Annotated in this window: 14 protein-coding genes; 10 read left to right on the top strand and 4 right to left on the bottom strand. The window is 62.2% G+C overall.

Annotated elements, in window-relative coordinates; genetic code table 11:
• Positions 1-167: 167 nt before the first annotated feature.
• The 3 genes from J1G37_RS09200 to J1G37_RS09190 form a co-directional block, all read right to left on the bottom strand.
• Positions 168-869 carry an SPOR domain-containing protein gene (locus tag J1G37_RS09200; RefSeq protein ID WP_207041279.1) on the bottom strand — a complete coding sequence of 234 codons (702 nt, stop codon included), beginning with the start codon at positions 867-869 and terminating at the stop codon, positions 168-170.
• Between the two features lies 1 nt (position 870).
• Complete coding sequence (gene argS / locus J1G37_RS09195) at positions 871-2,607, bottom strand: arginine--tRNA ligase (protein ID WP_017738859.1); 1,737 nt, start codon at positions 2,605-2,607, stop codon at positions 871-873.
• Positions 2,608-2,785: 178 nt separating this feature from the next.
• Positions 2,786-5,005, bottom strand: a complete 2,220-nt coding sequence (locus J1G37_RS09190) for a primosomal protein N' (protein ID WP_207041278.1) — start codon at positions 5,003-5,005, stop codon at positions 2,786-2,788.
• A gap of 217 nt (positions 5,006-5,222) precedes the next feature.
• Between J1G37_RS09190 and rpmE the strand changes: the two genes are divergently transcribed.
• Both rpmE and J1G37_RS09180 read left to right on the top strand, forming a co-directional pair.
• Positions 5,223-5,453: a 50S ribosomal protein L31 gene (rpmE, locus tag J1G37_RS09185; RefSeq protein ID WP_124525450.1), complete on the top strand. Its 231-nt coding sequence runs from the start codon at positions 5,223-5,225 to the stop codon at positions 5,451-5,453.
• A gap of 287 nt (positions 5,454-5,740) precedes the next feature.
• Complete coding sequence (locus J1G37_RS09180; protein WP_017738862.1) at positions 5,741-7,009, top strand: malic enzyme-like NAD(P)-binding protein; 1,269 nt, start codon at positions 5,741-5,743, stop codon at positions 7,007-7,009.
• Positions 7,010-7,208: 199 nt separating this feature from the next.
• On the opposite strand, the gene J1G37_RS09175 is transcribed toward J1G37_RS09180, so the two are convergent.
• Positions 7,209-9,674 carry a penicillin-binding protein 1A gene (locus J1G37_RS09175; RefSeq protein WP_207041277.1) on the bottom strand — a complete coding sequence of 822 codons (2,466 nt, stop codon included), beginning with the start codon at positions 9,672-9,674 and terminating at the stop codon, positions 7,209-7,211.
• A gap of 203 nt (positions 9,675-9,877) precedes the next feature.
• On the opposite strand from J1G37_RS09175, the gene pilM reads away from it, so the two are divergent.
• The 8 genes from pilM (at position 9,878) to gltB (ending at position 21,564) form a co-directional block, all read left to right on the top strand.
• Entirely contained in the window at positions 9,878-10,531 is a 654-nt protein-coding gene (gene pilM, locus J1G37_RS09170; RefSeq protein ID WP_207041275.1) for a type IV pilus assembly protein PilM, read from the top strand.
• Positions 10,531-11,082 (top strand): PilN domain-containing protein, encoded by a 552-nt coding sequence (locus tag J1G37_RS09165; RefSeq protein ID WP_207041273.1) that lies wholly within the window; start codon positions 10,531-10,533, stop codon positions 11,080-11,082. The genes pilM and J1G37_RS09165 overlap by 1 nt, the downstream gene beginning before the upstream one ends.
• Entirely contained in the window at positions 11,079-12,050 is a 972-nt protein-coding gene (locus J1G37_RS09160; RefSeq protein WP_207041271.1) for a pilus assembly protein PilP, read from the top strand. Before J1G37_RS09165 ends, J1G37_RS09160 begins: the two co-directional genes overlap by 4 nt.
• A gap of 70 nt (positions 12,051-12,120) precedes the next feature.
• Positions 12,121-13,431 (top strand): type IV pilus secretin PilQ family protein, encoded by a 1,311-nt coding sequence (locus J1G37_RS09155; RefSeq protein ID WP_207041346.1) that lies wholly within the window; start codon positions 12,121-12,123, stop codon positions 13,429-13,431.
• Positions 13,432-13,435: 4 nt separating this feature from the next.
• Positions 13,436-13,954 (top strand): shikimate kinase AroK, encoded by a 519-nt coding sequence (gene aroK, locus J1G37_RS09150; protein WP_016979191.1) that lies wholly within the window; start codon positions 13,436-13,438, stop codon positions 13,952-13,954.
• 125 nt (positions 13,955-14,079) lie between these two features.
• A complete protein-coding gene (gene aroB / locus J1G37_RS09145; protein ID WP_207041269.1) occupies positions 14,080-15,180 on the top strand; it encodes a 3-dehydroquinate synthase in 1,101 nt (366 codons plus the stop codon).
• A gap of 10 nt (positions 15,181-15,190) precedes the next feature.
• Positions 15,191-16,765 carry an AAA family ATPase gene (locus J1G37_RS09140; protein ID WP_207041267.1) on the top strand — a complete coding sequence of 525 codons (1,575 nt, stop codon included), beginning with the start codon at positions 15,191-15,193 and terminating at the stop codon, positions 16,763-16,765.
• A 353-nt stretch (positions 16,766-17,118) separates the two neighbouring features.
• Positions 17,119-21,564, top strand: coding sequence for a glutamate synthase large subunit (gltB, locus tag J1G37_RS09135; RefSeq protein WP_207041265.1), 4,446 nt, complete (start codon positions 17,119-17,121; stop codon positions 21,562-21,564).

Genomic DNA, 21,564 nt, shown 5'->3' with positions numbered 1-21,564 from the left:
CGGACGAGTGGTGTCTATTGGTCTGACACACTCTTGAGAACACCCAAAACCAAATGTGGGAGCTGGCTTGCCTGCGATAGCGGTGGACCAGTCACTGAATCTGTTGACTGTCACACCGCTATCGCAGGCAAGCCAGCTCCCACATTTTGAACTGCGTAGGGCCTGGGTCAGCGGCTCTGGCGTTGTTGTAACAACAGGTTGCTAAACCCTGCGCCGGCCAATTGCTTCTGTGCCACGGTCAGCTGTTCACGGTTACTGAACGGCCCCACCAGCACGCGATACCAGGTCGCATCCTTCACCGTGCCGGATTCCACCGTCACCGCCTGGCCCAGCAGAATGATCTGTGCCCGTACACGATCCGCATCCGCCTGCTTGGGGAACGAGCCCGCTTGCAGGAAGAACCTGGTCACCGGTGCCGCCTTGGTTTCGGCAACCGGCGGCGGTGGCGGCGGGGTGATCCCGGCCAGGGCGGCCTGGGCGCGCGCCGTGTCGATCTTCGCCGCTTCCGCTGGCGTCACCGGGGTGGTCGGCACTTGCGGCGTCGGCAGGGTTTTCTCCGGCACGGCGTCAGGCGGCACGATCACTTCCGATTCCGGCAGCAGGGTGTAGAAGTCGTACTTCGGCTTCACCGGTGCCGTCGGGCTCGGCGCAGTCTTGTTGGCTTCGGCCATTTTCGTGGCCTTCTGCTGTTCATGCTTGACCCGTTTGACGTCGTCGCCCTTGCCCGGGTCCAGTTTCATCAGGAACACGATAAACGCGCCGACCGTCAGGCCGATGGCCATCCACAACCAGCCCGGAATAGGCTTCTTCGCCGGGGCCTGGTAGCGGCTGGCGCCGCGCTTGGGTGCAGGTTTTTTCTTGGCAGCCAACTTACATGCGCTCCAGGGTTTCCAGGCCCAGCAGTTCCAGGCCTTGCTTGAGGGTGCGTCCCGCCAGGGCGGCGAGGCGCAGGCGGCTTTGCTTCTGGGCTTCGTCGTCGGCGGTGAGGATCGGGCAGTTCTCGTAGAAGCTGGAGAACAGGCCGGCGACTTCGTACAGATAGGTGCAGAGGATGTGCGGTGTACCTTTCTCGCCGACGCTGTTCAGCACTTCGCCGAATTGCGCCAGTTTGGCCGCCAGTTCCTGTTCGTGCGGGGCATCCAGCACGATCTGGCCTTCAACTTCGCTGAAATCCTTGCCCAGCTTGCGGAACACGCCGGCCACGCGGGTGTAGGCGTACAGCAGGTACGGCGCGGTGTTGCCTTCGAAGTTGAGCATCAGCTCGAAGTTGAAGCTGTAGTCGCTGGTGCGGTGCTTGGACAGGTCGGCGTATTTCACCGCGCCAATGCCCACCACGCGGGCGATGTTGCGCAGGTCGGCCTCGGCCAGCTCCGGGTTCTTTTCCTTCACCAGGTTGTAGGCACGTTCCTGGGCTTCGTTGAGCAGGTCGATCAGCTTCACGGTGCCGCCGTCGCGGGTCTTGAACGGGCGGCCGTCGGCGCCGTTCATGGTGCCGAAGCCCATGTGCTCCATGTGCATCGGGTGGGTGATGAAGCCCGCGCGACGTGCCACTTCGAACACCTGCTGGAAGTGCAGGGCCTGGCGCTGGTCCACGAAGTACAGCGCACGGTCGGCCTTGAGCACGCCGCTGCGGTAGCGCACGGCCGCCAGGTCGGTGGTGGCGTACAGGTAACCGCCATCGGCCTTGACGATGATCACCGGCAGCGGCTCGCCTTCGGCGGTCTTGAATTCTTCGAGGAACACGCACTGCGCGCCGTTGCTTTCAACCAGCAGGCCCTTGGCCTTGAGGTCGTTGACCACGTTGATCAGGTCGTCGTTGTAGGCGCTTTCGCCCATCACGTCGGCCATGGTCAGTTTGACGTTGAGCAGCTCGTAGATTTCCTGGCAGTGGGACAGCGAAATCTCACGGAAGCGGCCCCACAGTTCCAGGCATTCCGGGTCGCCGGCTTGCAGCTTGACCACCAGGCCACGGGCGCGGTCGGCGAACTCTTCGGACTCGTCGAAGCGCTTCTTCGCGGCGCGGTAGAAGTTTTCCAGGTCCGACAGCTCGTTGCTGGTGATCGGGTTTTCTTGCAGGTACGCCATCAGCATGCCGAACTGGGTACCCCAGTCGCCCACGTGGTTCTGGCGGATCACGGTGTCGCCGAGGAACTCCAGCACTCGTGCCACGCCGTCACCGATGATGGTGGAGCGCAGGTGGCCGACGTGCATCTCTTTGGCCAGGTTCGGCGCCGACAGGTCAATCGCTACGCGTTGCAGCGGGCCAGCCTTGCGCACGCCGATCTTGGCGTCGGCCAGGGCTGCGTCCAGGCGTGAAGCCAGGGCCTGGGTGTTCTGGAAGAAGTTGATAAAGCCCGGGCCGGCGATTTCGGCCTTGGTGACGCTTTCGTCGGCCGGCAGCGCGGCGATGATTTTTTCCGCGAGGTCGCGGGGCTTCATGCCTGCGGGCTTGGACAGCATCATCGCGATATTGCTGGCGAAGTCGCCGTGGGTCTTGTCGCGGGTGTTTTCCACCTGGATCGCCGGCGTCAGGCCTTCAGGCAACACACCTTCGTTGACGAGTTGGGTGAGGGCTTGTTGGATCAGCTGGCGAATGGTGTCTTTCATGGTGTTCTCTTTGTGCCGCAAGCGACAGCGCGCGATGCGCGGGTGGAAAAACTGGGCATTATCCGTGGGGAGGGCGGGCTTGCCAACCGTTCAGACGGGTTGGCGGACCTGCGGGCCTCATCGCGGGCAAGCCCGCTCCCACATTTAAGGGGGTTCACAATTCAAACTGTGGAGTGGATCAATACAAATCCACGGGGTCCACATCCATCGACCATCGCACCTGCCGGCCGCTGGGCATTTGCTCCAGGGCAAGTAACAGGCTACTTAACAGCCGATGCAGGGGCGCGCGGGACGTTGCCTGCAAGAGTAGCTGAGCGCGATAACGCCCGGCGCGGCGCTCCATGGGCGCAGGCACCGGGCCGAGCAGTTCGATGCCGCACAGACCCAGTTCGCCGAGCAAACGTTCGGCGGCGCTGCACGCTTCGTCGAGGAAACCTTCGGCCTGCCCCGGTTTATGCGCTTCGGCGCGCAGCAAGGCCAAGTGGGAAAACGGCGGCAGGCCGGCGGAGCGGCGTTCGCTCAGCGCCTGCTCGGCGAAGGCAAAGTAGCCTTGTTCTGTCAGTTGGATCAGCAGCGGGTGGTCGGCCAGGTGCGTCTGGATAATCACTCGGCCGGGCTCTTCAGCACGGCCCGCACGGCCAGCGACCTGCACGATCAACTGCGCCATGCGCTCGCTGGCGCGGAAGTCGCCGGAGAACAGGCCGCCGTCGGCATCCAGGATCGACACCAGGGTCACCCGTGGAAAGTGGTGCCCTTTGGCTAGCATCTGCGTGCCGATCAGAATGCACGGCTGGCCTTTCTGGATGGTGGCGAACAGCTGGTTCATCGCGTCTTTGCGCGAGGTGCTGTCGCGGTCCACCCGCAGCACCGGGAAATCCGGGAACAGAATGCCCAGGCGCTCCTCGGCACGTTCGGTGCCCGCGCCGACCGGTCGCAGGTCCACTTTGCCGCACTGCGGGCAGTGGCGCGGCACCCGTTCCACATGGCCGCAGTGGTGGCAGCGCAACTCACCGTGGCGCTGGTGCACGGTCATGCGCGCGTCGCAACGCTCGCACTCGGACATCCAGCCGCAGTCATGGCACAACAGCGTCGGCGCGAAGCCACGGCGGTTGAGAAACACCAATACTTGCTGGCCGGCGGCGAGGGTCTGGCCGATGGCCTGTTGCATCGGCCCGGAAATGCCACTGTCCAGCGGGCGGCTTTTAACATCCAGGCGCAGGAAGCGCGGCTGTTTGGCGCCACCCGCGCGTTCGTTGAGGCGTAGGAGGCCGTAGCGACCGGTGTAGGCGTTGTGCAAGCTCTCTAAGGACGGTGTCGCCGAGCCGAGCACAATCGGGATGTCTTCCTGGCGCGCGCGCACCAGCGCCAGGTCGCGGGCGTGGTAGCGCAGGCCTTCTTGCTGTTTATAGGAGCCGTCGTGCTCCTCGTCGATGATGATCAGCCCGGGGTTTTTCATCGGGGTGAACAGCGCCGAGCGCGTGCCGATAATAATGTCGGCCTCACCGTCCCGCGCCGCCAGCCACGACTCCAGGCGCTCGCGGTCATTGACCGCCGAGTGCACCAGGGCGATGCGCGCGTTGAAGCGTTGCTCGAAGCGCGCCAGGGTCTGCGGGCCGAGGTTGATCTCCGGGATCAGCACCAACGCCTGTTTGCCGGCTTGCAGGGTTTCGCGGATCAGCTGCAAATACACTTCGGTCTTGCCGCTGCCGGTGACGCCGGCCAGCAGGAACGCGTGGAAGCTGTCGAAGCCCGCGCGGATCGCCTCGTAGGCGGCGCGCTGTTCGGGGTTCAGCGGCAATTCCGGCTGGGCCAGCCAGTGTTCGTGGCGCGGGTCGGGGGCGTGCTTGCGGATTTCCACCTGCACCAGATCCTTGGCGAGCAGCAGGTCGAGACTGTCTTTGCTCAGCATCAGCTTGCTTAACAACTGATGGGCCACGCCGTGGGGGTGTTGGGCCAGGGTGGCCAGGGCTTCGCGCTGGCGCGGGGCACGGGCGATGCGCGGGTCGTCGAGGCGCGCGCCGGGTGCCGCCGACCAGAAGCGTTCCTGGCGTGCTTCGGCCAGTTCGCCCTGGCGCAGCAATACCGGCAACGCCCAGCTCAGGGTGTCGCCCAGGCTGTGTTGGTAATACTGGGCCGTCCACAGGCACAGCTTGAACATGGCGGGCGGCAGCGGCGGCGTGGCGTCGAGGATCGCCAGTGCAGGCTTGAGCTTTTCGGCAGGCACTTCGCTGTGGTCGGCGACTTCCACCAGGATGCCGATCATTTCCCGCCGGCCAAACGGCACCCGCACGCGCATGCCTGGCTGCAACTGCGCCCGCAGCACACCGGCCGGGGCACGGTAATCGAACAGGCGGCGCAGGGGCGAGGGCAGGGCTAGGCGCAAAATGGCGTCGGGCACGCGGGGGTCTCATCTATATAGGCAGGCGGTGGCGCAGGGGCGGGAGCCTAGCAGACAGGGGAGGGCTTGGGGTAGCCGATGGTTTTCTGATGAAAGGGAGTTTCACGCCCTCAGCGCCGCTTGCGCGATTAAAAAGGTCTGGTAGAATCCGCGGCCTAATTACGTGCGGTATTCGACAATAGTGTCGAGTGGCGGCACGCTAGCCCGAGGAAGTGCCATGAAAGCCGATATCCATCCAGCATACGAAACCATCGCAGTAACTTGCAGCTGCGGCAACAAGTTCGAAACTCGTTCGAACCTGTGCAAGCCACTGGGTACTGACGTATGCAACGAGTGCCACCCGTTCTACACCGGTAAGCAGAAGACTCTGGACACCGGCGGCCGCGTACAGCGCTTTGCTGACCGTTTCGGCGCTTTCGGCAAGAAGCCTGCTGCTGCAGCAGAGTAAGCCTGAAAAACCCCTTGGGTTTTTCCCGCTGAAAAAAGAGGCGTCCCCAGTGGACGCCTTTTTTGTGCCTGGAATTTGATAAAAACCGCTTGAAAGGACTTTTTAATAAAAAATTGTAGACATTTTTTTATTCGATTGTGAACAGTTGAGCCCTTGTATCCCGTGGCCTTAGACCAAAGTACGGCGCTCTGGGGCCTTGACACCGGTGACTACCCAGTCTTGTAGGGACTTTACGACACGCGTATCCTCGGCGGTCCGTCGACCAACAGTAAAAGCGGAATGCCGATATGTCTGATTTGAAAACTGCCGCTCTCGAATATCATGCCAATCCTCGTCCAGGAAAGCTGAGTGTAGAGCTCACCAAAGCCACCGCCACCGCCCGCGACCTGTCGCTGGCCTACAGCCCTGGCGTGGCCGAGCCCGTACGTGAAATCGCCCGCGACCCTGAGCTGGCGTACAAGTACACCGGCAAGGGCAACCTGGTTGCAGTGATTTCCGATGGCACCGCGATTCTGGGCCTGGGTAACCTCGGCCCATTGGCTTCCAAGCCAGTCATGGAAGGTAAAGGCGTGCTGTTCAAGCGCTTCGCCGGCATTGACGTTTTCGACATCGAAGTCGATTCCGAGAGCCCGCAGGCTTTCATCGACACCGTAAAGCGCATTTCCATCACCTTCGGTGGCATCAACCTGGAAGACATCAAGGCACCTGAGTGCTTCGAGATCGAAAAGGCCCTGATCGAACAGTGCGACATCCCGGTATTCCACGATGACCAGCACGGCACCGCGATCGTTACCGCGGCCGGCATGATCAACGCCCTGGAAATCGCTGGTAAAACCCTGGCGGACGCGAAGATTGTCTGCCTGGGCGCTGGTGCAGCGGCTATCTCGTGCATGAAGCTGATCGTGAGCATGGGCGCCAAACTGGAAAACATCTACATGGTCGACAGCAAGGGCGTGATCCAGTCCGAGCGTACCGACCTGAACCAGTACAAGGCGATGTTTGCCCACCCGTCCTCCAAGCGTACCCTGGCTGACGCCCTTGACGGTGCAGACGTGTTCGTTGGTCTGTCCGGCCCGAACCTGCTGAGCGCTGAAGGCCTGAAGTCCATGGCGGCCAACCCGATCGTGTTCGCCTGCTCCAACCCGGACCCGGAAATCTCGCCAGAGCTGGCTCACGCCACCCGCAACGACGTGATCATGGCCACCGGCCGTTCGGACTACCCGAACCAGGTCAACAACGTGCTGGGCTTCCCGTTCATCTTCCGTGGTGCCCTGGACGTTCGCGCCAAGCGCATCAACGAAGAGATGAAAGTGGCTGCTGCCAACGCCCTGCGTGAACTGGCCAAGCTGCCAGTGCCTCAGGACGTGTGCGACGCCTACGGTGGCGCCAAGCTGGAATTCGGCCGTGAGTACATCATTCCGAAGCCAATGGACAAGCGCCTGATCACCCTGATCTCCGATGCCGTGGCCAAAGCCGCGATCGAGACCGGTGTGGCCACCCTGCCGTATCCGAAGAACTACCCGCTGCAAAGCGTGGATGATGTGTTCAACGGCTAAGCCGTTGTAGCGCACCAACAAAAAGCCCCGGCTCTCGCGAGTCGGGGCTTTTTTATTGTGTGGCGATTAATTCAAGCCTTGTGCAGCACCAAATGTGGGAGCTGGCTTGCCTGCGATAGCATCACCGCGGTATCACTGAAAGACCGAGTTGCCTGCATCGCAGGCAAGCCAGCTCCCACAGAAGCCAGCTCCCGGCGCGTTAAAACAGATCAATCGGCGCCGCTTCATCCGCCGGCAACGGGCTGCCAGGCGCCACGCCATTCCCCAGCTCGTTGACCGACGGCGGGGTGTCTTCGCTCTTGAACAGTTCGAAGTACGCATTCGGCGTGCTTGGCGATGCCACGCGGCCACTCACCGGGTCGATCCGCAGGCTGAGGATGCCTTCTGGTTCCGGTTGGGTGTGCAGGGGCTTGTCCTTCAAGGCAGCGCCCATGTAGCTCATCCAGATCGGCAGCGCGACGGTGCCACCGAACTCGCGACGGCCCAGGCTTTCCGGCTGGTCATAGCCGGTCCACACGGTGGTCACGTAGTCGCCGTTGTAGCCGGAGAACCAGGCGTCCTTGGAGTCGTTGGTGGTACCGGTCTTGCCGGCGATGTCGGCGCGGCCGAGGGCCAGGGCGCGACGGCCGGTGCCTTTCTTGATCACGTCTTGCAGGATGCTGTTGAGGATGTAGGTGGTGCGGCCATCCACAATGCGCTCGGCAACGGCAGGCGCCTGCGGCTCGGTTGGCGCCGCAGTGTTTGCCGCGGGCGCGGCACCTGGGCTCGGCTCGATGGTGATGCCACCGTTGCTCGGGGCTGCCAGGCCATCGGTAGCGGCCACGCCGTTGACCACGTCACCCGGTACGCGCGGTGGGTTGGCGGTGAACAGGGTGTCGCCATTGCGGCTTTCGATCTTGTCGATCAGGTACGGCGCGATCTTGTAGCCGCCGTTGGCAAAGGTACTCCAGCCGGTGGCGATTTCCATCGGCGTAAGGGTCGCGGTGCCCAGGGCCAGGGACAGGTTCGGCGGCAGGTCCGACTTGTTGAAGCCGAAGCGCGTCATGTAGTCGATGGTCTTGCCCACGCCCATCGCCTGCAACAGACGGATCGACACCAGGTTACGCGACTTGTACAGCGCCTCGCGGATGCGGATCGGGCCAAGGAAGGTGTTGGTGTCATTCTTCGGACGCCAAACCTTGTCCAGGTATTCGTCGACAAACACGATCGGTGCATCGTTGACCAGGCTGGCAGCGGTGTAGCCGTTATCCAGCGCGGCGCTGTAGACGAAGGGCTTGAAGCTTGAACCCGGCTGGCGCTTGGCCTGGACGGCGCGGTTGTAGTTGCTCTGCTCGAAGGCGAAGCCGCCCACCAGGGCGCGGATGGCACCGTTCTGCGGGTCGAGGGAAACCAGCGCGCCCTGGGCCAGCGGCACCTGGCTGAATTTCAGGCTGTCATCCTTCTGGCGTTGCACGCGGATCAGGTCACCCACCTGCGCCACGTCGGACGGCTGCTTGGGCATCGGGCCCATGCTGTTGGTGTTCAGGAAGGGGCGTGCCCACTTCATGCTGTCCCAGGCCACATGGGCTTCGCCGGTGCGGGTCAGCACCTGTACGCCGTCTTTTTGCACCTGGGTGACGATGGCCGGTTCCAGGCCGCTGATGGCGCGCTGCTTGCCCAGTTCGGTGGTCCAGGCGCTCAGGGTCTTGCCCGGCAGGCGCGATTCAGGCCCGCGGTAGCCGTGGCGCTGGTCGTAGGTGATCAGCCCGGAATGCACCGCGTTGTTGGCGATTTCCTGGGTGTCGCTCGGCACCGTCGTGGTCACGCGGAAGCCTTCGGTGTAGGCCTCGCTGCCATAACGCCCGACCATCTCGGCGCGGGCCATTTCAGCGATATACGGTGCGTTCACTTCGGGTGTCGGGACGTGGTAGCTGGCGTTCAACGGCTCGGCCACCGCGCTTTCATAGGCGCGCTGGTCGATCTTGCCCAGCTTGTACATGCGCCCCAGGATCCAGTCGCGCCGCTCTTTGCTGCGCGCCGGGTTGGCCAGTGGGTTGAAGCGCGACGGCGCCTTGGGCAGGCCGGCGATCATCGCCATCTGCGCCAGGCTCGCGTCACGGATCGACTTGCCGTAGTAGACCTGCGACGCCGCCTCGATGCCGTAGGCACGGTTGCCCAGGTAGATCTTGTTGACGTACAGCTCAAGGATCTCGTCCTTGGTCAGCTGGCGTTCAATCTGCAGGGCCAGCAGGATCTCGGTGGCCTTGCGTGAAAAGCTGCGCTCGCTGGTGAGGAAGAAGTTCTTCGCCACCTGCATGGTGATGGTGCTGCCGCCGGATTGAATGTGTCCGCTTTTTACCAATTGCGTGGCGGCACGTACCAGGCTGCTGGGGTCGACGCCGTAGTGGTTGGCGAAATTATCGTCTTCGGCCGACAGCAATGCGCTGATGAAATTGGGTGGAATATCGGCGAAACGAATCGGGGTGCGGCGCATTTCGCCGAACTCCGCGATCAGTTTTTCGTCGCTGCTGTAGACCCGCAAAGGAATCTGCAACTGGATACTTCTGAGGGCCTCTACGGAGGGCAAACCCGGACTAAGGTAGAGGTAGGCCCCGCTGAGTACGAGCAGCAGCCCGCAGACGATCGCGACAATGGAGTACCCGAAAAACTTCAGCAGACGAATCAAGGCTTTTGGATTTCCAGAGAAAAGAATGGGTTAGGCGTCGGGGCATGCATGGCTAACGATGGATCGACCCGGGCTGTAGGTAAATAGCGGGGAAAAACGCTGGGCATTAAAGCATTTTTCGGCTTGGGGCGTCATTCGCGCCTGCTCAGCGGCCAACCGGCGGTAGGACCGCCGTTATGACAGGGAAAGTTTTGGGGAGTTTTATGAGAAAGGGATTTTTCAGGCGAAAAGTTGATGCCGTCCTCGGCGTCGATATCAGCGACACGGCGATCAGGTTGGTCGAACTGGGCCGCTCAAGCAGCGGCTACATGGTAAACGGCTACGCCACACAGGCACTGCCGCTGCGTGCGGTGGTCGATGGCAGCGTGCTAGACCTTGAGTCTGTAGGGCTGGCGCTGCAACAGGCGGTGGCCCGGTTGCACACGTCAGCCAGGTACGCGGCAATTGCCGTGGCGGGCCCCTCGGTCATTACCCAGGTGATCGACATGGAATCCGGGCTCAGCGACGAAGAGGTGGGCTGGCGGATCCAGATGGAAGCCGACCAATACATTCCCTATCCATTGGATGACGTGGCCATGGACTATCAAGTGCAGGGTCCATGCGCCCACGACCCGGCGCGGGTCGAGGTGCTGTTGGCGGCCTGTCTCAAGACGCAGGTCGAGGCGCGCGAGGCCGTTTTGGCCCAGGCCGGGCTGGTGGCACGAGTGGTGGATGTCGAAGGGTTTGCATTGGCGCGTGCTTGCAGTCAGGATTTCGCCAGCTTCACGCCGGGCCGTCGAGTCGATGGCGCACAATGGGCCGTGGATGCCCAGGAAATGGGAGTGGCTTGCGGGTTGGCCCTGAGGAGTTTCGCTTGATGACACGAATCAACCTTTTACCTTGGCGTCAGGCACTGGCAGAACGGCGGCGCAAGTTTTTCCTGATGTTACTGCTGGCGTTCGCCGGCGTGGCGCTCGCCGCAGTGTGGCTGGCGGATCAAGTGATCGACCAGGCAATCGATCGGCAGGTCACGCGCAACAGCCACCTGGACAAAGACGTCGCCGTCCTGGACTCACGCATCAAGACCATCGATGACCTGCACGTGCAAAGCCAGCAATTAGCGCAGCGCATGAAGGTTGTCGAGGACTTGCACGATGGGCGCTCGGCCGGTGCCCAGTTGCTGGATCAGTTGGCGCGCGCCGTGCCGGATGGCGTGCACCTGCATGAAGTGGTGGCCAAGGGCGATACGGTGAGCATTCGCGGCAGTGCTGAATCCAGCCAGGACATCGCCCAGTTGATGCGTCGCCTGGAGGCCACTGAAGGCGCCCATGCCACCCGTTTGCAGCACGTGCGAACGGAAGGCACTCGCGGCGCCAATGAATTCCAGTTGATGGTGCGCCAGGGAGAGTCCGGCGAGGTGCAACCTTGAGCCTGCCCAGGCTCGATCTTTCTGCGCTCACTCACAACGCTGCACATTGGCCCCTGCCTGGCAAAGTCTTGCTGGGTGGTGCGTTGGCAGGCCTGTTGTTTGTGGTGGGTGACCTTGTGTACCTGAGCCCTGCGCGGGAGCGGTTGCACCAGGCCGAGGTGCAGGAAGTGGCCCTGAAACAGCAAGTCGCGCAAAAAACTGCCTTGGCTGCCGGTCTGGAGGGGCGGGCCCGTCAACTGGAACTGATGCAGGCAAAGGTTGATCGACTTTTTCAAGCGCTGCCCGCGGAATCCGAAATGCCCGGCTTGCTGGAAGACATCGCGCGGTTGGCATTGGCCAATGGCTTGTTGGTTGAAAGCGTCACGCCGCTGGATGAGCAGCCACAGGCTTTTTATGTCGAGCAGCCGGTGGCGGTTGGCGTCAGTGGCGCCTATCACGACCTGGCGATGTTCGTCAGCGCATTGGGTGGCCTGTCCCGATTCGCCACGGCCCATGAGGTTGCCCTGCGCCCAGAGGGCAGGCTGCTGCGTCTTGAGCTGCTGGTGAAGAGCTATTGGCGTACGTCTGCGGTTGGCCGGCAGGCTGAGCCCGCCATGCCGGGTGCGCGCTTTGTCTACGACTCGTCCGGCCTGCGCGACCCGTTCACCCCGCTTGCCGTTCAGGCCGATCACGCGCGTGGGCGGCCAGCCCGGGCGCCGGACCTCACCCGGCCACGTGGCGTCCTGGAAGGGTTTGCGGTCGACCAGTTCGAAATGGTCGGCACCCTGTCTCGTGGCGTACAGGCTTTTGTCCTGCTGCGCATGGCCTCTACGGTGCACCGGCTGGCGGTCGGTGACTACCTGGGGCCGGATCACGGTCGGGTCACGGCCATTTACCCCGGGCATGTCGAGCTGGTGGAGTTGTTCCCCGATGAACAGGGTGCATGGCTGGAGCGCCCGCGAACCCTCGTGTTAAACGTCAACTCATAACGGAATCAAATCAATGAAAAGGACTTTCTTGTCCTTCGGTGTGGCGCTATGGATAGCGTTCACGGCACCGATGGCTGCTGCTGTGCCCAATCGCGTAGACCTGATCCAACTGCCGCCGCCGCAGGCTTTGGCGGGGGACAGGCTCAACCTCAATTTCCAGAACATCGAATTGCGTGCGGTATTGCAGCAAATCGCCGACGTAGCGGGCCTCAACCTGGTGGCCAGCGACGAGGTGCAAGGTTCGATCACCTTGCGCCTCAAGGATGTGCCGTGGGACCAGGCGCTCGATCTGGTGCTGCAAGCCAAGGGCCTGGATAAGCGGATCAAGGCCGGTGTATTGCTGGTGGCGCCGGCAGAGGAGTTGGCCGCCCGCGAACTGCTCACTCTGGAATCTCGCCGGCAAATGGCCGAGCTGGCGCCGCTGCGCCGGGAGCTGTTGCAGGTCAATTACGCCAAGGCGGCGGACCTGGCCAAGCTATTCCAATCGGTGACGGGGCTGGAGGGCAGCACCGATGAGCGCGGATCGGTGGCGGTGGATGATCGCACCAACAACATCATTGCCTACCAGACCGGCGAACGACTGGAAGAGCTGCGGCGCATCGTGGCGCAGCTGGATATCCCGGTGCGCCAGGTAATGATCGAGGCGCGGATTGTCGAGGCCAATGTGGATTACGACAAAAGCCTCGGTGCGCGCTGGGGTGGGCGGCTCAATCGCGGGAACTGGGGCGCTGGCGGAATCCCCAAGCCCTTGCCGGAGGGCGCAGAGCCGCCGGAAAACCCGCCCAGCTCGCCGTTTGTCGATTTGGGGGCGATTACCGGCACGTCGGGCCTGGGCATCGCCTATATCACCGACAACCTGTTGCTGGACCTGGAACTGACCGCCATGGAGAAAACCGGCAATGGTGAAATTGTCTCACAGCCCAAGGTGGTCACGTCCGACAAGGAAACTGCACGTATCCTCAAGGGCACCGAGATCCCGTACCAGGAATCCAGCTCCAGCGGCGCCACCTCGGTGTCGTTCAAGGAGGCCTCGCTGTCCCTGGAAGTCACCCCGCAAATCACCCCCGACGGCCACGTGATCATGGAGGTCAAGGTCACCAAGGACGAGCCTGACTACCTGAACAAACTCAACGACGTGCCGCCGATCAAGAAGAACGAAGTCAACGCCAAGGTGCTGGTCAAGGATGGCGAGACCATCGTCATCGGCGGGGTTTTCTCCAATACCCAAAGCAAAGTGGTAGATAAAGTGCCATTTTTGGGCGATGTGCCGTATCTTGGCCGCCTTTTCCGGCGCGATGTGCTGGCGGAGAAAAAATCCGAGCTGCTGGTATTCCTGACTCCGCGTATTATGAATAACCAGGCGATTGCTGTGAGTCGTTGATTCTGTGCGAAATTTGATTCTTGTAGGACCGATGGGGGCTGGAAAAAGCACCATCGGCCGTTTGCTGGCCAAAGAGCTGCGCCTGCCATTCAAAGATTCCGACAAGGAAATTGAATTGCGCACGGGTGCCAATATCCCATGGATCTTCGATAAGGAAGGCGAGCTGGGCTTTCGTGACCGCGAGCAGGCGATGATCGCCGAGCTGTGCGGCCTCGATGGCGTGGTATTGGCCACCGGCGGCGGTGCAGTCATGCGCGAAGAAAACCGTCGGGCGCTGCATGCCGGTGGTCGGGTGGTCTATCTGCATGCCTCGGTCGAGCAGCAGGTGGGCCGTACCGCCCGCGATCGCAATCGCCCGCTGCTGCGCACGGCCAACCCGGAGAAAACCTTGCGGGACCTGCTCACGCTGCGCGACCCGCTGTATCGGGAAATCGCCGATCTGGTGGTGGAAACCGATGAGCGGCCGCCGCGGATGGTGGTCCTCGACATTCTTGAGCGCCTGCAACGGCTGCCACCCCGTTAAAGCCAGGCCCGAAATGCGCTATTCTCGGCGGCACGCCAACACCCTCTGGGGTGTGGCGTAGAGCCATCAGGCAACGCCCCATCTCGACGTTGCCGGTCGTCACACCATCTCTAACGCGGGGACACATGCAGACACTTAAGGTCGATCTAGGCGAGCGCAGCTACCCGATCCATATTGGCGAGGGTCTGTTGGACCAGCCCGAGTTGCTCGCACCGCACATTGCCGGGCGGCAAGTGGCGATCATCTCCAACGAAACGGTCGCGCCGCTATATCTAGAGCGTCTGAGCCGCAGCCTTGCGGCGTATTCGGTGATCTCGGTGATCCTGCCCGACGGCGAAGCCCACAAGAACTGGGAAACCCTGCAACTGATCTTTGATGGCCTGCTGACTGCACGCCATGACCGCCGCACCACCGTGATCGCCCTGGGCGGCGGTGTGATCGGCGACATGGCCGGCTTTGCGGCGGCCTGCTACCAGCGTGGCGTGGACTTTATCCAGGTGCCGACCACCTTGCTGTCCCAGGTCGATTCGTCGGTGGGTGGCAAGACCGGTATCAACCACCCGTTGGGCAAGAACATGGTCGGCGCGTTCTACCAGCCCCAGGCTGTGCTGATCGACACCGCGACCCTCAATACCTTGCCGCCTCGCGAGTTGTCGGCGGGCCTGGCGGAAGTCATCAAGTACGGGCTGATCTGCGACGAGCCGTTCCTGGCCTGGCTGGAAGAACACGTCGACGCCTTGCGCAACCTCGACCAGGTCGCCCTCACCGAAGCGATTTCCCGCTCCTGCGCCGCCAAGGCGCTGGTGGTGAATGCCGACGAACGGGAGTCCGGCGTAAGGGCCACCTTGAACCTCGGCCACACCTTCGGCCATGCGATCGAAACGCACATGGGCTATGGTGTGTGGTTGCATGGGGAAGCCGTAGCGGCTGGCACAGTGATGGCATTGGACATGTCGCAACGCCTGGGCTGGATAAGCGCCCAGGAGCGTGATCGTGGTATCCGCCTGTTCCAGCGCGCCGGTTTGCCGGTCATCCCGCCTGAAGAGATGACCGAGGCGGACTTCCTCGAACATATGGCGATAGACAAGAAAGTGATCGACGGTCGACTGCGACTGGTGCTGCTGCGCCACATGGGCGAAGCCGTGGTAACCGACGATTATCCAAAAGAGATTTTACAAGCCACGCTGGGAGCGGATTACCGCGCCCTGGCTCAGCTGAAAGGTTAATCAGATCCCGATGACTAGTTTGCATGCCGACGAGGCGTTCCTCGGCCATTACCAGTTAAGCCACGACCCTTTTGCTCCACGGGTGCCTGGTTTCAAATTCTTCCCGGCCCAGCGCAAGCCAGTGCTTGGGCAACTGCACCACCTGGCGCGCTACAGCCAGTTGCTGCTGGTGGTCACTGGCCCGTTGGGCAGCGGCAAGACCTTGCTGCGCCAGGCGTTGGTGGCGAGCACCAACAAGCAATCGGTACAGAGCGTGGTGGTCTCCGCTCGCGGTGCCGGTGATGCGGCTGGCGTGCTGCGCCAGGTGGCTCAGGCGCTGGACGTGTCCACGGCCGAGCCGAACGCGATCCTCAAGCAAGTGGTGCAGCTGGGCCTGACCGGCCAGGAAGTCTATTTGCTGGTGGATGACGCCGAGCAGCTCGACGAATCCGCCCTTGAAGCGCTGCTGGCGCTGGCCGCCGGTACGCCGGAAGGCCGCCCGCACGTGTTCCTGTTTGGTGAGTCGTCGTTGATCGCCGACCTGGAGCAGATCAGCGGCGATCAAGAGCTGTTCCACGTGATCGAGTTGCAGCCGTACGAAGAAGAAGAAACCCGCGAATACCTGGCTCAACGCCTGGAAGGCGCAGGCGCCGGTATCGAACTTTTCACGGCAAATCAGATCTCTGATATTCACGAAAGCTCCGACGGCTGGCCTGGCACCATCAACCAGGTTGCCCGCGATGCGATGATCGAAGCCATGATTGCCAGCCGCTCTGCGGTCAAGCGTCCAAAGATGGGGTTCACTATGCCTAAGAAGCACGTATTGGCTATTTCCGCAGTTGTTGTGGTTGCTGTTGCCGCCGCCTGGTTGATCCCGGGTCGCAGCAAGGCACCGACCACTGCCGGCGCGCCAACCGAACAGGCGCAGTTGCCACTGGGCAAGCCTACTCCGAACGTTGAATTCGCCAACTCCGGCCAACCGACCAACCTGCCGATGGTCGGCCAGCCAGTAATGCGCGGCCCGCTTGCCGAAGAGGCCGGTGGCATCTCCGAAGGCGACGACGGCGTGCCGGTGGAAGGCTCCAGCGCTACGCCGCCAACCGTCACCACCACCGCGCCACCTGCGGGCGTGCCAGCAGGCCAGCCAGCAGCAGTGGCCAAGCCGACGCCGACACCGGCACCGACCGTCGCCACCGCCAAGCCAGCGCCAGTGACCAAGCCGGTTGTCGCGGCGCCTGCGCCTGCTGCCAAGCCAGCCCCGGCTCCGGCCGCCAAACCGGCTGAAAAACCTGTCACCGTCGCCAAAGCGGGCGCTGCGGGCAGCGGTTGGTATGGCAGCCAGCCTGCCAGCAACTTCGTGGTGCAGATCCTCGGCACCAGCTCCGAAGCCAACGCCCAGGCGTTCGTGAAAGAGCAGGGCGGCGAGTACCGTTATTTCAAGAAAGTGCTCAACGGCAAGCCTCTCTACGTAATCACCTACGGCAACTTCTCCAGCCGTGCAGCCGCTGATTCTGCGATCAAATCCTTGCCAGCGAAGGTTCAGGCTGGTAAACCTTGGCCTCGCACTGTTGCCAGCGTTCAACAAGAACTCGCAACAACTCGCTGAAGATCCGGCGGCCTTACCCAGGCCGCCCTCCCGGCACCTCAAAAAATATCCGCAAGTGCGTGCTGCCCTTACAGGCCGCGCGCTTTGTGGTGTCTGCGTCACAGTGGCTTTTGAGTCGTAGCGGTCAGAATTAAAAAAGTTTTGACTAGCACAGCATATCGCTTTAAACCTTTCATAAATGCGACATAGATTTGCGACATTTCGTCGCTAAATTTGTGAGCGTCTGTGTCGGTGTGTACAATGACCTCCCTTTTGCCCCCGCTAAGCCGGCGTACGTTCGGCGTGGAAGGTAACCGGTTGAATTGAAAAGAAATTTGCCTCGATATAAGAGGCAGCCTGGTGAGAAAGTGTCTATGAAAGCAGGTCTGTACCAACCCGATGAATTCAAGGATAACTGTGGTTTCGGCCTGATAGCCCATATGCAGGGCGAGCCCAGTCATACCCTTTTGCAAACGGCCATCGAGGCCCTGACCTGCATGACCCACCGCGGTGGGATCAACGCCGACGGCAAGACCGGTGACGGTTGTGGCTTGCTGATTCAAAAGCCCGACCTGTTCCTGCGCGCTGTCGCCAAAGAGCAATTTGCGGTCGAGCTGCCCAAGCAGTACGCCGTGGGCATGGTGTTCTTCAACCAGGACCCGGTCAAAGCCCAAGCCGCTCGCGAGAACATGAACCGCGAAATCGTCGCTGCCGGCCTGCAACTCGTCGGCTGGCGCAAAGTGCCGATCGACACCAGCGTCCTCGGCCGCCTCGCGCTTGAGCGCCTGCCGCAGATCGAACAAGTGTTCATCGCCGGCGATGGCCTGAGCGACCAGGACATGGCGATCAAGCTGTTCACCTCACGTCGTCGCTCGTCGGTCTCCAACGCCGCCGACACCGAGCACTACATCTGCAGCTTTTCCCACAAGACCATCATTTACAAAGGCCTGATGATGCCGGCGGATCTCACCGCCTTCTATCCAGACCTGAGCGATGAGCGCCTGCAAACCGCAATCTGCGTGTTCCACCAGCGCTTCTCCACCAACACCCTGCCGAAATGGCCGCTGGCCCAGCCATTCCGCTTCCTCGCCCACAACGGCGAAATCAACACCATCACCGGCAACCGCAACTGGGCCGTGGCCCGTCGCACCAAGTTCGCCAACGATTTGATGGACCTCGAAGAGCTCGGCCCGCTGGTCAACCGCGTCGGCTCCGACTCATCCAGCATGGACAACATGCTCGAACTGATGGTCACCGGTGGCATCGACCTGTTCCGTGGCGTGCGCATGATCATTCCGCCAGCGTGGCAGAACGTCGAAACCATGGACCCGGACCTGCGTGCGTTCTACGAGTACAACTCGATGCACATGGAACCGTGGGACGGCCCGGCCGGCGTCGTGATGACCGATGGTCGCTACGCCGTGTGCCTGCTCGACCGTAACGGTCTGCGCCCGGCGCGTTGGGTGACCACCACCAACGGCTTCATCACCCTCGCGTCGGAAATCGGCGTGTGGAACTACCAGCCTGAAGACGTGATTGCCAAAGGCCGCGTAGGCCCTGGCCAGATCCTCGCCGTGGACACCGAAACCGGGCAGATCCTCGACACCGATGCCATCGACAACCGCCTGAAGTCGCGTCACCCGTACAAGCAATGGCTGCGCAAGAATGCCCTGCGCATCCAGGCGACCATGGAAGACAACGACCACGGTTCGGCTTTCTACGACGTCGACCAGCTCAAGCAATACATGAAGATGTACCAGGTCACGTTCGAAGAGCGCGACCAGGTGCTGCGTCCGCTCGGTGAGCAAGGCTACGAGGCCGTCGGTTCCATGGGCGATGACACGCCGATGGCCGTGCTGTCCCAGCGCGTGCGCACGCCGTACGACTACTTCCGCCAGCAGTTCGCCCAGGTGACCAACCCGCCGATCGACCCGCTGCGCGAAGCCATCGTGATGTCGTTGGAAGTGTGCCTCGGTGCCGAGCGCAACATCTTCCAGGAATCCCCTGAGCACGCCTCCCGCGTGATCCTCAGCTCGCCAGTGATTTCCCCGGCCAAATGGCGCTCGTTGATGACCCTGGATCGCCCAGGCTTCGACCGCCAGATCATCGATCTGAACTACGACGAGAGCCTCGGCCTTGAAGCCGCTGTGCGCAACGTCGCCGACCAGGCCGAAGAAGCCGTGCGCGCCGGTCGTACCCAGATCGTGCTGACCGACCGCCACATCGCCCCGGGCAAGCTGCCGATCCACGCCTCGCTGGCCACCGGCGCGGTGCATCACCGCCTGACCGAAAAAGGCCTGCGATGCGACTCCAACATCCTCGTCGAAACCGCCACCGCCCGCGACCCGCACCACTTTGCGGTGCTGATCGGCTTCGGCGCCTCGGCGGTGTATCCGTTCCTCGCGTACGAAGTACTCGGCGACCTGATCCGTACCGGTGAAGTGCTAGGCGACCTCTATGAGGTGTTCAAGAACTACCGTAAAGGCATCACCAAGGGCCTGCTGAAGATCCTGTCGAAGATGGGCATCTCCACCGTCACGTCCTATCGCGGCGCGCAACTGTTCGAAGCCATCGGCCTGTCCGAAGAGGTGTGCGACCTGAGCTTCCGTGGCGTGCCAAGCCGCATCAAGGGCGCGCGTTTCGTCGATATCGAAGCCGAGCAGAAAGCCCTTGCAGCCGAAGCCTGGAGCGCGCGCAAGCCGATCCAGCAAGGCGGCCTGCTGAAGTTTGTACACGGTGGCGAATACCACGCGTACAACCCGGACGTGGTCAACACCCTGCAAGCCGCCGTGCAGCAGGGCGACTACGCCAAGTTCAAGGAATACACGAGCCTGGTGGATAACCGCCCGGTGTCGATGATCCGCGACCTGTTCAAGGTGAAGACCCTGGACACGCCGATGGACATCAGCGAAGTCGAGCCGCTGGAATCGATCCTCAAGCGCTTCGACTCCGCCGGTATCTCCCTGGGCGCCTTGTCGCCTGAGGCCCACGAAGCCCTGGCCGAAGCCATGAACCGCCTGGGTGCGCGTTCCAACTCCGGCGAAGGCGGCGAAGACCCGGCGCGCTACGGCACCATCAAGAGCTCGAAAATCAAGCAGGTTGCCACTGGCCGTTTTGGCGTGACCCCGGAATACCTGGTCAACGCCGAAGTGCTGCAAATCAAGGTAGCCCAAGGCGCCAAACCTGGCGAAGGCGGTCAACTGCCAGGCGGCAAGGTCAACGGCCTGATCGCCAAGCTGCGTTATGCAGTGCCGGGCGTGACCCTGATCTCGCCGCCGCCGCACCACGACATCTACTCGATTGAAGACTTGTCGCAGCTGATTTTCGACCTGAAACAAGTCAACCCGAAGGCCCTGGTCTCGGTGAAACTGGTAGCAGAAGCCGGCGTGGGCACCATCGCCGCTGGCGTGGCCAAGGCCTATGCCGACCTGATCACCATCTCCGGCTACGACGGCGGCACCGGCGCTTCGCCGCTGACCTCGATCAAGTACGCCGGTGCACCGTGGGAACTGGGCCTGGCTGAAACCCACCAGACCCTGCGCGGCAACGACCTGCGCGGCAAGGTCCGGGTGCAGACCGACGGCGGCCTGAAAACCGGCCTCGACGTGATCAAGGCCGCAATCCTCGGCGCCGAAAGCTTCGGCTTCGGTACTGCGCCAATGATCGCCCTGGGCTGCAAATACCTGCGCATCTGCCACTTGAACAACTGCGCCACCGGCGTGGCCACTCAGAACGAGAAGCTGCGCAAGGATCACTACATCGGCACCGTCGACATGGTGGTGAACTTCTTCACCTACGTCGCCGAAGAAACCCGTGAGTGGCTGGCCAAGCTGGGCGTACGTTCGCTGGAAGAGCTGATCGGCCGTACCGATCTGCTGGAAATCCTGCAGGGCCAGACCGCCAAGCAGCATCACCTGGACCTGACGCCGCTGTTGGGCAGCGATCACATCCCGGCCGACAAACCGCAGTTCTGCGGCGTCGAGCGCAACCCGCCGTTCGACAAAGGCCTGCTGGCCGAGAAGATGGTGGAAATCGCTGGCTCGTCGATCAATGACGCCAGCGGTGGCGACTTCGAACTGGATATCTGCAACTGCGACCGTTCCATCGGCGCCCGCATCTCCGGCGAAATCGCGCGCAAGCACGGCAACCAAGGCATGGCGAAAGCGCCGATCACCTTCCGCTTCAAAGGCACTGCGGGCCAGAGCTTTGGCGTGTGGAACGCCGGTGGCCTGCACATGTACCTGGAAGGCGACGCCAACGACTACGTGGGCAAGGGCATGACCGGCGGCAAGCTGGTGATCGTTCCGCCTAAAGGTAGCGTCTACAAGACCCAGGACAGTGCCATCATCGGCAACACCTGCTTGTACGGCGCCACCGGTGGCAAGCTGTTCGCCGCCGGTACTGCCGGTGAGCGTTTCGCCGTGCGCAACTCCGGTGCCCACACCGTGGTGGAAGGCACTGGCGATCACTGCTGTGAGTACATGACCGGGGGCTTTGTCGCGGTACTGGGCAAGACCGGTTACAACTTCGGTTCGGGCATGACCGGCGGTTTCGCCTACGTGCTCGACCAGGACAACACCTTCGTCGACAAGGTCAACCACGAGTTGGTCGAGATCCAGCGGATCAGCGGCGAAGCCATGGAGTCCTACCGGAACCACTTGCAGCACGTGCTGGACGAGTACGTCGAGGAGACCGGCAGCGAATGGGGTCGTAACCTCGCCGAAAACCTCGATGATTACCTGCGTCGTTTCTGGCTGGTCAAGCCCAAGGCTGCCAACCTGAAATCGTTGCTTTCCAGCATCCGTGCCAACCCGCAGTGA

Source organism: Pseudomonas sp. Marseille-Q1929, from assembly GCF_017316265.1.
Taxonomy (GTDB): domain Bacteria; phylum Pseudomonadota; class Gammaproteobacteria; order Pseudomonadales; family Pseudomonadaceae; genus Aquipseudomonas.
Note: the sequence above shows the minus strand (reverse complement) of the source record. Positions and strands in the feature narration are given on the sequence as shown.